The organism is Bombella favorum (assembly GCF_014048475.1).
Classification (GTDB): Bacteria; Pseudomonadota; Alphaproteobacteria; order Acetobacterales; family Acetobacteraceae; genus Bombella; species Bombella favorum.
In genome coordinates this window covers 251,440-264,025 of the sequence record NZ_NWUS01000001.1, presented here as the reverse complement: position 1 = coordinate 264,025, position 12,586 = coordinate 251,440, and the positions used below count along the sequence as shown (strand labels likewise).

The window sequence follows — 12,586 nt, the reverse complement described above, 5'->3', positions numbered from 1 at the left end:
GCGTTTCCCTAAATCAAAGAAACTAGCCTTACTGCTTAGCCTGCTCCCGATTACTATCCCTAAGCCGCATCATAACACTCTCAGCGGCCTGCTCCCGTCCCATACCACGCAAAGCTCTAACTTCTAGACGCAATGCTCGACGCATAGCCTCGTAATCCGTTTCTTCCCTGCGAGCCTTAGCTAGTGATTCGGCACTATCAGCAGCCGACTGCCAGTTTTGGTTCATAATCATACGCCAGGTAAGAAGCTCTTTGAGATCAGTCTGATCTTTCTCATCTCTACTGGAGGTAAGATAAGTAATAGTCTCTTCCAGACCAACCCGATCAGACATTGCAGCAGCGACAAGACCGCCCAGCGCATAGGCTCTAAAACGTGTCCTCTCATCCAAACTATTTCTAGCCAGGCGTGCCTCAGCTGCAGCGTCCTGCCACTGGCCCCGATCATAGAAAACGGAAGCACGCACAAGGTGTAAATCAGCCTGCTGCGCTTCGATCCACCCTCTTACCGTCAAGGCGTCCGATACCCTTCGAAGCGTTTCCAAACTGGCCTTATACTCCTTCAGGCGGAGGTCACTGGTAGCCAGGTTGAAGCCAGCATCATGAATTCCCTGGGAATCATCAACTAGAAACGCCCTATCCAAGGCTTCAGCATAATGCTGCTGAGCCTGCTGGACATAACCAAGGTTGAACACACTATCCGCAGCTTCCATCCTGACGGCGTAGCGCTGATCCTCCCACTCACCAGGACCACTGGAACATCCCCCAAGAGACCCTACAAACAGCGATAGAGACACGATGATATGATGGAACCTCATGGTCGCACCTCATGGGCCGAGAGCCTACGATTAGGCCGGTGTTTCTTTCCTCCACTACCGCCCAGCAACCACAGACCTCGTAACTGATCACTCAGTTTACGTAAACTGTCCGCAGTAGCTTCAGCTTCCGCTAGGACAGCAGGTAGCTGCTCGGTAGCATCGGCCACATTACGGATGCTACGTTTTACCTCCGGCCCAGAATCTTTCAGTCCATTGGTCAGATGATGCACATTTTGCATCACGCCATTGGCCTCATTCAAGGTAACCTGCAACTGACGCTCCAGTGGCTGCACGCTCTCAATCGCCTTGTTCAGCGATGCCAGAATCGTATTAATACGCTGAGCTGTCTCTTCCTTCGTCAACAAGGCGCCGGCTGTCCCCTTACCCGCATGCAGGTCCACCATGATGTCTTTGGCCTGCTTTGTAATTTCTTCCACATTGTCCATGGCTGGGAGAAGTCTAGCGCGCAGGTCTAGCAATGTCTGAACAATCATATCCGCCGGGTTAGGCTCTACTCTGGTATTCAACACGGCATAATCCCAGTTGAGCGGCTCACCCTGCCCTCGGGTAATTTCAATATACCCCGCACCTGCAACGACAAGACGACGCTTGATAGTCGCTATGCTGTCACTACGAATATAGCGTTCAAAATGAGGTTCTATAGTCCCTTCCGCATACATACGGCCTGATTCATTAAGGTCCAGCCGACGGATCTCCCCGACACGAACCCCCATGACCTCAATATCATTATTGACGGCCAGACCAGCCACACCGCTTTCCGGTAAAACAAAATGAAGACGTCCTGCCGGTGTCAGCCATTGCTTGAGAAACCCAGCCTCCACCAACACGGCCGTGAGAATGACAAGAGCCAGCAAAACAAGCAGCCCCACCCACTCATCTACGAAAGAGCTCCTGAATAAAGGAGCCGCAAGACCGGAACGCCGACGTAAACGTAAAGGACGCATCATATATCTCTCACTTTACGAGACCATTACTACCGAGGCGAAAACGTTGCATCCCTGGTCTGGCATAACCAGCCCAAGCGGAACGTTCCGAACCGATCCATACGACGGCACAGCCCCGCTCCCGTGCCGCTGTCAGTTCTGTCAAAAAGGCATTATACAGCTCTATCGGCCCACCAAGATTGATAGGATTTTCCAATAGAAGCAAAGAAGGCCTGTTCATGAACGTCCTCACATACTCTGAACGCTTTCTGTCCAACAGGGACAGTTTTTCCGGTAGCTGAGTGGGCAGACCAGGCAGACCGAATGATTCGGCCAGATGAACGGCTTCCAACACAAGTTTATCGTAGGACGTGCGACTATGATGCAAGCTAGGCCACAGGATGTTCATATGCATCTCATAGAGGTCGATCCAGCCACTATCATCCGTTATGCGGCCAATCCGTCCCCGTAAGGCCTGCGCCCGTTTTTCATCCAACTCTGCCCAATTCAAGCCCATGCAGCTGACCGTACCCTGTCCTTTACCCGTACTAGGGTCCGGCTTGACTGGTAAAAGACCGACACAGAAATCCGTAAACTGGGCAGCCCGGAAACTATCACGGCACTCCACAAACACACATTCACCGGGCTCAAGAGATAAATTGTACTTTACCGAAGGCAGCCCTGTGGAATCGGAAAACGGTACGGCATCATCCAGCTTCAGGACAAAGCCGTAATCTCCCTCTGAAAGAGTCGCATTCTCTACCATCAGAGGCTCCCCAGAATGATATCGATCAGCACATTGATGACCAGAATGGACATAATGCCACGAGAGAAGCCACGTGGCATGAACGTGGTCAAATTATCCTCTGCCGTCACATCCATGCCAGACAAACAGCAGCACAAACCAACACTTGCCCCACTAAGGAGGAATTTCAGAGGAATACCGACATAATCACCCGGCTCCATACTGTTGATCACATCAAAGATGAACGACCAGATTGAGGATGTGACAATCCCTTTCATCCAGCAGGCCACATATCCCATACCCAAGGCAATGACGCTGAAAATGGTTCCCAATGTAATCCCGCTAACAGTTGTAGCGATGGTTCGCGGCACAACAAAAACCAGAAAGGGATCAATCCCCATACCATTCAGGGTATTGAGCCTCCCACTAGTTGTCAGGGTACCCATTTCCGTCAGCATCAACATGCCAGAACGTCCCAGCAGAATAACACCTACCAGAATGGGGGCGATTTCCCGCAGCAGAACACTGGAAAGAAGGCTCCCTGTCATCTGAGCCATACCTGCAAAACCCAGCCAGTACACAGCCTGTGAGACCAGCCCCAACCCCGTGATGACAGCTACCACCACCACGCTGAAAAACCCACTACCCACCAACTGCCGCAAATTACGCCGGAACTCGATGATGACCGTCCTTCGCCATGAGCTAGGACGAAGCGTTTCATATACAACACCCCACGCCGCCCCAATCATAACGAGAAAGAAGCGTGGCTGAGAACGAGCAAAGCGGCCCAGCATAGCCAGACCACTATTGATGACAGCAAAGCGTTCTGAGAAATTCATGATCTCTCTGCCGCCGTGCTTTCACTCCGGCCTGCCAAGATGTAGCTATTGGAGATACCATTATTGGGCAGGAAGAACTCCCCTCTCAAACGGAACAGGAAAACACCCTGCAACGTCTGATAGGCTCGTTCCGAAACCTGAATCTGCCCACCATCAGGAGCATTGTGAGCCAGAGCCTCGGCCATTGTGAGCCCTTCGCCCCACAAATTGAAGATATCACGCCTCTCCCCAAAATAAGCAACCAGGACGGGCCCGACATCAATACCAATGCGGAACATGAGCTGCGTATTCATCTGGGCAATGACCATCAGACAAGCTTCACGAATACCAATAGCCGCCTCTGCTAGATGCACAGCACCCTCTGCATCAATACTCTGAGAGCAACTGCCTAAGAAAATAAAACGGTTTCCCGCTACCTGTGCCGAGAACAGACCACGTTCTCTAGCAATACCCTCAATTTTCCCGCCAAGCTCTGCAACCAACTCCAACATGGCCTGTGCCGTATCACGGTTGGAAGAATAAGCCTCAGAAAATTCCAGCACCATAATCGGCACTGTCGGGTAAAGACCCGGCATAGGGGGAACCCTGTTACCTTCCTCCTCCGGATGGATGAGAAAGCCCTCGACAATTCGCATTGGGGATCTAGCTGATCGCCCCGTGGTGCCTGCCGCCGTAGCAGCGGTGCCTCCTTGAAGCTGCTCTGTCTTCTTTTCTTCCTCCTGCACATGCCCGAAACGGACAGCCAAAACAGACGCAAGCAGCGCTATAACCCGATCTGCCTCACCCAGCTGGTAGGGATCCTCCAGCATGATAGCCCCTACTGGACGATGCTCCTCCACAACCGGCATAAAGAACAGGTGCTTGGCCCCGATCATCCGCATGACCACACGCTGTAGGCTCTGGAAACGCTGATCCTCCCCTGCATCCGGCAGGTCAACGTCATGCCCGCTTTCAAGACACTCAAACACACCGGGATGGCCATTCCTAGTGAGCTCCATGCCGGACCCATGAGCATCCCTGCCTCGATCGAACATGTCCTCACATAGCAGCCTGTCCCCATCCGCCAACAAACGCCAAACACTAGCACGACGGGCCACTGCACGTTCGGCCAGAGCCTCACAGAAATAGGGCTGCTCTTGCTCTGGATTCAGTAGTCCCTCGGCATTGGTGATCTTCAGAAGAACGGCATTATCCTCCTTCTTCTTGTCATCAAGGACCGTCAAATCCTTCTGGAGCCTTTCAACCCGCCTCCCCTGGTAGATCAACCCCAAAGCAAGAACCAACGCCAACCCGACAATAACGATGGAGAAGTAGACCGCCTGTTTCTGCACAGCATGTGTAAAGCTAGCGAAGTCACTTTCAGGCGCATTGAGCAGCAACACCCACGACCGCTTAGCCAAAGGCATGGCTGAGGCAATAGTGACATAATTCTGCCCCCTGGCCTGCACCATCCCCGTCCCATCTCCCATGACACGAAACACGTTAAGTGCCCTGACAAAAACGGGCTGCGTTTTAGGGTCCAAGTGTACATTTTCTGCATCAAAACCAGGTTTACCAACATCCATCATGTTATGACCGGCAATCACATGGCCGCTGAGATCCACGATCACAGCCTGTCCACTTTTGCCCACCTTGAGGCTGTTGACGAACTGTGTCAGCCGATTCAACGAAATGCTGATAGCGAACACAACATGCCGCCCATCCAATGTCCTGAACGCCAGAGAGGCCGTGACAATAAACTGATGAGTCGAAAGATAAGGATAAGGGTCTGTCCAGAACAGACGACGATCCGGCGCACGACTCTCAAAATGGAGTGCCCCTTTATACCAAGGGCGCAGCCGGGGGTCGTATCCTTCCGCCGATAGCCTGTCTGTGGAAATAAAACGACCATCCTTATCGGTCAGTCTGTGCCGATAATACGGGGCTCCATCCTCAATCTGAAGCGTTGTCTCCTCGTACTGCCCATCCCGCCGGGCAGACATCCAAAAGTGCCCCTGATCATCCGCCAGATAGAAACTATCCACATGAGGGATACCCCGCAGGACAGAACGCCCCAACGTCATAAAGGCATTAGCATTTGCCTGCATGTCCGTGCTGGTGAGCATCCCACTGGCCATGAAAGAAATCCCCGTTGCCGGAGACAGATAATGGCTGACTTCCTCGGTAATATAACGCTGCTGGCTTTTAAGAAGATTCCGTGAGAGGGTGATCGCCCCTTCCCGCATGGTCCGATATGTGTACAGCGTGACAACACCAATGGTCATAATGACCAAAATCACGCCCAAAATTGGCCCTATGAACTGAAAAAGCTGCCAGCGCCGTCCTGTGGTATCAATGGCAGGATCAATGATCTCATCTGTCGGCAAGGCTCTAGAATCCCCCTTAGTCATCCGGTATCCCGAAATGATCCCTTGTATACCATGCTGGAATAGGGTGAAGGTCCCTCTTCTGTAGCCACCACTATTATGCGGACACTGATGAAGCGCAACCATCTTTCACGCCGTGCTGTCATTTCGTTCACAGGAAATGACAAAACCAGCTTTCTAAACGGCCTCATAACCAATGATTTACAGACCCTTTCCGAGCAGGATACCATCTGGGCGGCTATGCTCAATGCGCAAGGGCGCATACAGGCATTATTTTTTCTCTGGAAAACTGAAAATGCCCTCCTCCTGGACCTCCCAGAGGATCAGGCCGACTCTTTCCTAAAAAACCTACGTCGTTTCAGACTAAGAGCCGATGTCCAGATGGAGCGAACGGAAGCCACCGTTCTAACAGGCCCACTAGATAGCCCACGACCAGAAAATTCTTTGGTCCATGCGTCAGACCCCCGGCATTCTGCGCTAGGATGGCGGGCCATCATCCCGGCCTCATTACCACATGACGAAGCTACCTGCTGCACCGAAGCCGAATCCCTACTTAACCGACGACTGCACCTCGGGATTCCGGCAGACGAAGACATCACTCCAGGCCAGACACTGGCTCTAGAAGCCAACATGGATCACCTGCATGGTATTTCATGGACCAAAGGATGCTATTTAGGTCAGGAAGTCACGGCCCGAACCCACTACCGAGGGCTCATTAAAAGGCGTATCCTGCCCATTAGTACTGCCAATGGAGACGCTCTGCCCGATAGTGGGACCATAACCCTGGATGGACAGGATGTCGGTGAAATCAGGTCACATGCAGGGCGACGTGGGCTAGCCCTGCTCCACCGTCGAGCATGGAACGCTACCGAACTACAGCTAAACGGCCAGACCATCACACTGAACTGGCCTGACTGGCTGCCCAAAGCCGCAGAACCATCGGAGAAACAGGACAGCTGACATGTCGTGGAAACCTATTACCGAACCAACATTGACAAATCTGTTAGATCAGATCTCATTCAATGAACAAGGGCTCATCAGTGCCATTGCGCAAGATGAAGCAAGAGAAGTACTCATGCTTGCATGGATGAACCGGGAAGCCTTATCCGAGACGCTCTCTACAGGACGGGTCTGTTATTACTCCCGCAGCCGGGGCAAGCTCTGGCGTAAGGGAGAAAGTTCCGGGCAGGAGCAGCATCTTCTTTCTGCCTCTCTAGACTGTGACACTGACTGCCTGCTTCTGACTGTCCAGCAAAAAGGCGTTGCCTGCCATACAGGGCGTCGCAGCTGCTTCTATCAGGCACTAACACCCACCGGCCTTACAAATCTGACTAATCCGGACGTTGACCCCACAAATCTGTACGGAACACCCCCTTCCTCCTGAAGACTGACACTCCCTGACAGAATAAAGCTCTTCCCACCGCATAAAGGGTGGGAAGGGCTCCACCATCATTCTTCAAAATATGGTCAGAGAAGGCCTTCAGCATGATGTTTCAGATGATCCTGTATGAAGCTCTGAACAAACCAATAAGAATGGTCATACCCTTCATGTCTGCGTAGCTTCAGGGACTGGCCAGCAGCCTTAGCAGCCTGCTCCAAAAGGTCCGGCCGCAGGCGATCCAGAAACTCATCATCGCTCCCCTGATCTACCAGCAGGGTTCCCGGATGAATTCTGCCAGAATCCAGAAGCAGGCAAGGGTCATACTGAGTCCATTCCGCCTCATACCCCCCGAAATAGCTGGCTGTCACCTTGCGGCCCCAGTCCACCTGAGATGGTGATGAAATCGGTGCGAAAGCTGAAACGGTCCGCCATGCTTCAGCATCGCCCAGCGCAATGGACAGAGCCCCCATTCCTCCCATCGAGTGCCCCATGACCCCACGATGTCCGACCTGGATGGGAAAATGTTCTTCTATCAAGGTTGGCAGTTCGTTGCGCACGTAAGAACCCATACGGTAATGCGCCGCCCATGGGTCAGACGTAGCGTCCACATAATAGCCTGCGCCAGTACCCAGATCATACGCCTCATCCTCACCAGCTACGTCAGCTCCCCGTGGGGAAGTATCTGGCGCTACCAAAGCAAGACCATATTCCGCCGCATAACGAACAGCATTGCTTTTAATGAGAAACGTATCCTGCGTACAAGTCAGCCCTGCTAGCACATGAACAACCGGCACCCGAGCACCAGCAAGAGCCTGCGGCGGCAGGAATAAATTGACTCGTGTGGGCAGCCCAAGTTCTTGCGACTGATGGGAGAGGAAATGAATTTCCCCTCCACAGCAGGCATGGCGTTCGATCAGTGTAAAGGGGTTATCCGTCATAGCGTGTAATTCACGACGTTACGGATGCCCTCACCACGCTCCATCATCTCGAAGCCCTTGTTGATGTCATCCAGCTTCATCTCATGGGTGATCAGGTCATCAATATTGATGCGCCCTTCCATGTACCAATCTACGATCTTCGGAACATCCGTACGCCCACGGGCACCGCCAAAGGCCGAACCGATCCAGCGGCGGCCTGTCACAAGCTGGAAGGGACGTGTGCTGATTTCCTGCCCTGCACCGGCAACGCCGATCACACAAGAAACACCCCAGCCACGATGTGCACTTTCCAGAGCCTGACGCATCAGACCGACATTGCCAACGCACTCGAAGGTATAATCAGCACCACCACCCGTCATCTCGATAAGATGGCCGACTAGATCGCCTTTTTCACCTAAATCTTTAGGATTAACGAAATCCGTCATACCAAACTTACGGGCAATAGCCTCACGCTCTGGGTTGAGGTCGATACCAATAATCCGGTTGGCCCCGACCATCTTCGCACCCTGAATGACATTCAGCCCGATACCACCGAGACCGAACACAGCCACAGTGGACCCAGCCTCTACCTTGGCGGTGAACAGCACAGCACCGATACCGGTCGTCACACCGCACCCGATGTAGCAGACCTTGTCAAACGGTGCATCGGGACGGATTTTGGCCAGCGCAATTTCTGGCATGACCGTGAAATTAGCAAATGTGGAACAGCCCATATAATGATGAACTGGTTTCCCCTTGTAGGAAAAGCGCGTCGTCCCATCCGGCATCAGACCCTTACCCTGTGTACCACGAATGGACGTGCACAGATTTGTCTTACGGGAAAGACAGGACGGACATTCACGACATTCCGGCGTGTAAAGGGGAATGACGTGATCGCCCGGCTTAAGGTGCCTTACCCCAGCACCAACTTCACGAACGATTCCAGCACCTTCGTGGCCCAGAATGGAGGGGAAAAGACCTTCTGGATCATTACCAGAAAGTGTATATTTGTCCGTGTGGCAGAGTCCCGTAGCCATGATTTCCACCAGAACCTCGCCCTCACGAGGGCCTTCTAGCTGGACAGTATCAACGACCAACGGTTTCCCGGCTTCAAGAGCGATTGCAGCGCGAACATCCATCTCTTAATAATCCTACTTATCGCTGTTTCTTTAGGTATGGATTGTGCCACAGAATGAGCGGGCTTCAAGCCCTGACATATTCACCACTCTCCATGTGAGGAATTTGCCACCTTGATCATCAAACGTCGTTATGGCCTTTCCATACTGTTCCGGGAAATCCTTCCCCCTCTGATCGTCCTGACAGGGTGGGACTGTGTGGTGGTCATACTGTTCCAAATCTTCCATCAGGAATGGATGGAACAGCCCGCCCTGCCCTTTTCCCTTATGGGGTCGGCACTCGCCATCTTTCTAGGAATCCGTAATAATGCTGCCTATGCCCGCTGGTGGGAGGGACGCACATTATGGGGGGCCATCACCAACAACTGCCGCTCCTTCGCACGGGAAGTAGAATCGCTCCTTGGTGGGCAGCCAAGCCTTGTTCGCTCCATGGCAGCCTATCCGTATATTCTAAAATCCTCACTGAGCGGCAATGAGCCCGATGCTGCCATTCAGGTGCTGCTGGATGAGGAAACTTATAGATTCGTCTTTTCCTGCGGCAACCCAGCCAATGCCCTGCTCTACAGAATCGGGCAAGAGGTCCGCAGGCTCGTCGAAGAACGTCATATTGATGGGGCTGTCCACGGGACTGTGGACCGTATCCTCTCCGACCTAGCCAATGCGCAGGGTGGGCTGGAGCGCATCCGCAATACGCCTCTTCCTGTACAATATTCACTCCTGCCGAAGGTCATCACCCACCTCTTCTGCATTCTGCTGCCTTTGTCCGCCGTGCAAACGCTAGGCTGGATCACACCTTTGGGCTCCAGCATCATTGGCGTTCTCTTCCAAATGCTGGACCGCAGCGGACAAAATCTTCAGGAACCTTTCAAGGTCAGCCCTCATTCCCTGCCGATGCTGACAATGAGCCGCACAATTGAGCGGGATCTCCTACAACCCCTGGGGCAGGAATCCCTCCCCTTGCCAAAGCCTCGCTTTGGACAGCTACCTTAATATGTAGTTATGGGAGGATAGCCCTTAGGTAATACAAGACATATTCTTGTTTTTCTGCTATCCTCCCGACCATGAACAACAGCTTCAGAATGTCCCATAAGGGTGGTGTTACTGACGAGATGGCCCGCGCCGCCGCCGAGCACACCGCCCGTCAGAAAGACCCAGAACAGGAAAAGAATCCTTTCCGTGAGGGTGACGCCATCGTTTATGCCGCCCATGGGGTTGGCCGTGTTGACCGGATTGGTGAAGAAGAGATCGCCGATACAAAGATCGAAATGATCCAGATCTCCTTCCCCGGCAACCAGATGACACTCCGTATCCCGCTGGCCAAGGCCCGTAAATCCGGCCTGCGCAAGATCGCCACGCGCGAAATTGTGGACAAGGCCATGTCGGTCATTAAAGGTAAGCCGCATGTCAGCCGTGGCATGTGGGCCCGCCGTGCGGTGGCATATCAGGAAAAGATCAACTCCGGTGATCTTGTCCAGATTGCTGAAGTTCTGCGTGATTTGCGCCGCAATGTCGACAGTCTTGACGGCAGCTTTTCCGAACGTAAACTTTTCGAGGCCGCTCAGGAGCGTTTTGTTGCCGAGTTGGCCGTGCTTGAGAACAAAGATCCGGCCACGGTTCTGGAAGACCTGACCCAGACCATGAAGAACGCCTGATCTACCATCCCCTCCCTTATAGACCTGTCTATCCGGGAGGGGATGCTTCCTCCAAAACCCTGATGGGAAAGGTAGAGGTTATGTCCACAACGTCATCAAAGCGTTTTGAAGGCCAGAAGGTACTGATTACTGGGGCTTCCCAGGGGATTGGTGAGGCTGCTGCGCAGTATTTTGCTCGACATGGAGCCCAGGTTGCCATCAACGGGCGTAAGGAAGAGAAACTGCGGACGGTTCTGGAAACTCTGCCCAAAGTTTCTGGTGGAGACCATGTCATCGTTGCCGGTGACATCTCACAGGAAGAGTCTATCGACAAGATCTTCCAGAAAAGTATCGAAACCATGGGCGGGCTGGACATATTAATCTGCAATGCAGGTTATCAGATTCCGTCCCCATCCGAAGATATCACCCTGGCTGACTTTGAGGGCGTTATGGCTGTCAATGTCACTGGTGTCATGCTTTGTTGCCGTGCGGCTCTGCGCTACTGGCTAAAAGCTGGTGTGAAAGGTCGGGTGGTTGTCAATTCCTCTGTCCATCAGCTGATTCCTAAGCCACATTATCTAGGTTATTCTGCCTCCAAGGGGGCAGTAGACAACATTGTCCGCACGCTGGCGTTGGAATATGCCTCCCGTGGAATCCGGTTCAATACAGTAGCACCCGGCGCCATTGTCACACCGATCAATGATTCTTGGGTCAAAGACCCCAAGCAGTATGAAGCTGTCGCCAGTCATATCCCCATGAAACGCCCTGGGAAAAGCAACGAGATTGCTGATGCCATGGGCTTTTTAGCCTCTGAAGAGAGCAGTTATGTCACGGGGCAGACGCTTTATGTCGATGGCGGCCTAACGCTGTATGGTGACTTCGAGAAGAACTGGTCTTCATAAGACGCTAGGGCTTTTTCCTCATTAAAAGAGGTCAGCGACTGAATGCGGAGGGCGGCAAGGAGACATCATTCCTGCCGCCCTTTGTTCTTTCCCGTGATGATTGTTCCAGAAGAAGGCTGGCCCTCCCTCTTCCTTGATGACCGGAAAGGAAATGAACCTACAAAACAGATTAACCGGTCATGCTCCTCTAGAGCTATCTGTTACTTATTGTTCGAAGCTGCTGGAGCAGGAGTATCCTGCTTCTCAAAAACACCCGCAATCCGCAGTTCCACATCATCACTGACATATGGCACGAACATTTTAACACCAAAGTCACTGCGCTTGATGGTTGTTGTCGCATCAAACCCGACTGTATATTTCTTGTCGAGCATATTGACCCCTGCACCGATAAAATGAACGTGCAGCGTCTCTGGGTAGGTGATACCATGCAGTGTTAGATTACCCGATACAAGCGCATCATTCGGCCCTGTCTGCTTAACACTGACAGAAACAAACTCAGCCTTTGGGAACTGATCAGCTGCCAACCACTGGCCACCTTTCAGCTCCTCCATCAGCTTATTATTTGTCGTCAGCACAGAAGCAACCGGGATGGAGACAGACAGGCTAGAAGATTCAAGCTGATTAGGGTCCAGGCGAAGCACACCAGAGGCCCCAGAAAAAAGCCCCTCAAACACAGAAAAACCAAAATGCAGCACCGAAAAACTGACCTGCGTGTGCAGCGGTTCCACCTTGTAATACCCAGGCTGAATCTGGGAAGCATCCGTCACAACCTGTGCGGAGGCCACCATCGGGGCCGCACAAGAAAGAGTAATAGCTGCTAAGGCAGCCCGTAGTGAAAAATGCATGACAAATCCTTCCCCCATAACAGGCATCATGACAGCATGATGTATCTGTACTTTCTACCTACAGTA

Annotated in this window: 13 protein-coding genes; 5 read left to right on the top strand and 8 right to left on the bottom strand. The window is 52.6% G+C overall.

The annotated features are described in order from the left end of the window. Positions 1-28: 28 nt before the first annotated feature. Genes CPA57_RS01255 through CPA57_RS01235 form a run of 5 tightly spaced genes read right to left on the bottom strand, consistent with a single transcriptional unit; the run spans position 29 to position 5,732 of the window. Positions 29-814 (bottom strand): hypothetical protein, encoded by a 786-nt coding sequence (locus CPA57_RS01255; RefSeq protein ID WP_182080795.1) that lies wholly within the window; start codon positions 812-814, stop codon positions 29-31. Continuing rightward, entirely contained in the window at positions 811-1,782 is a 972-nt protein-coding gene (locus tag CPA57_RS01250; protein ID WP_229709181.1) for an MlaD family protein, read from the bottom strand. Before CPA57_RS01250 ends, CPA57_RS01255 begins: the two co-directional genes overlap by 4 nt. A 7-nt stretch (positions 1,783-1,789) precedes the next feature. After that, the gene (locus tag CPA57_RS01245; RefSeq protein WP_182080793.1) at positions 1,790-2,524 is read right to left on the bottom strand and encodes a P-loop NTPase family protein; all 735 of its coding nucleotides are present in this window, start codon (positions 2,522-2,524) and stop codon (positions 1,790-1,792) included. Then, on the bottom strand, positions 2,524-3,342 hold the full coding sequence (locus tag CPA57_RS01240; RefSeq protein ID WP_182080791.1) for an MlaE family ABC transporter permease: 819 nt from the start codon (positions 3,340-3,342) through the stop codon (positions 2,524-2,526). Before CPA57_RS01240 ends, CPA57_RS01245 begins: the two co-directional genes overlap by 1 nt. Then, positions 3,339-5,732, bottom strand: a complete 2,394-nt coding sequence (locus tag CPA57_RS01235; protein ID WP_229709180.1) for a cache domain-containing protein — start codon at positions 5,730-5,732, stop codon at positions 3,339-3,341. Before CPA57_RS01235 ends, CPA57_RS01240 begins: the two co-directional genes overlap by 4 nt. 87 nt (positions 5,733-5,819) lie before the next feature. On the opposite strand from CPA57_RS01235, the gene ygfZ reads away from it, so the two are divergent. Both ygfZ and hisI read left to right on the top strand, forming a co-directional pair. Next, entirely contained in the window at positions 5,820-6,668 is an 849-nt protein-coding gene (ygfZ, locus tag CPA57_RS01230) for a CAF17-like 4Fe-4S cluster assembly/insertion protein YgfZ (RefSeq protein WP_229709177.1), read from the top strand. 1 nt (position 6,669) lies between these two features. After that, positions 6,670-7,092 (top strand): phosphoribosyl-AMP cyclohydrolase, encoded by a 423-nt coding sequence (gene hisI, locus CPA57_RS01225; protein WP_182080775.1) that lies wholly within the window; start codon positions 6,670-6,672, stop codon positions 7,090-7,092. An 83-nt stretch (positions 7,093-7,175) separates the two neighbouring features. Here the strand turns inward: hisI and fghA are convergent, their stop codons facing one another. Further along, entirely contained in the window at positions 7,176-8,027 is an 852-nt protein-coding gene (gene fghA / locus CPA57_RS01220) for an S-formylglutathione hydrolase (RefSeq protein ID WP_182080773.1), read from the bottom strand. Next, complete coding sequence (locus CPA57_RS01215; RefSeq protein ID WP_182080771.1) at positions 8,024-9,145, bottom strand: S-(hydroxymethyl)glutathione dehydrogenase/class III alcohol dehydrogenase; 1,122 nt, start codon at positions 9,143-9,145, stop codon at positions 8,024-8,026. The genes fghA and CPA57_RS01215 overlap by 4 nt, the downstream gene beginning before the upstream one ends. A 111-nt stretch (positions 9,146-9,256) precedes the next feature. On the opposite strand from CPA57_RS01215, the gene CPA57_RS01210 reads away from it, so the two are divergent. From CPA57_RS01210 to CPA57_RS01200, 3 genes are all read left to right on the top strand, one after another. Next, complete coding sequence (locus tag CPA57_RS01210) at positions 9,257-10,132, top strand: bestrophin family protein (protein ID WP_182080769.1); 876 nt, start codon at positions 9,257-9,259, stop codon at positions 10,130-10,132. Between the two features lie 89 nt (positions 10,133-10,221). Beyond that, the gene (locus tag CPA57_RS01205) at positions 10,222-10,794 is read left to right on the top strand and encodes a CarD family transcriptional regulator (protein ID WP_407647551.1); all 573 of its coding nucleotides are present in this window, start codon (positions 10,222-10,224) and stop codon (positions 10,792-10,794) included. Positions 10,795-10,874: 80 nt separating this feature from the next. Then, on the top strand, positions 10,875-11,675 hold the full coding sequence (locus tag CPA57_RS01200) for an SDR family NAD(P)-dependent oxidoreductase (protein WP_182080768.1): 801 nt from the start codon (positions 10,875-10,877) through the stop codon (positions 11,673-11,675). A 200-nt stretch (positions 11,676-11,875) separates the two neighbouring features. On the opposite strand, the gene CPA57_RS01195 is transcribed toward CPA57_RS01200, so the two are convergent. Then, positions 11,876-12,520, bottom strand: a complete 645-nt coding sequence (locus CPA57_RS01195; RefSeq protein WP_182080766.1) for a YceI family protein — start codon at positions 12,518-12,520, stop codon at positions 11,876-11,878. Positions 12,521-12,586: the final 66 nt, after the last annotated feature.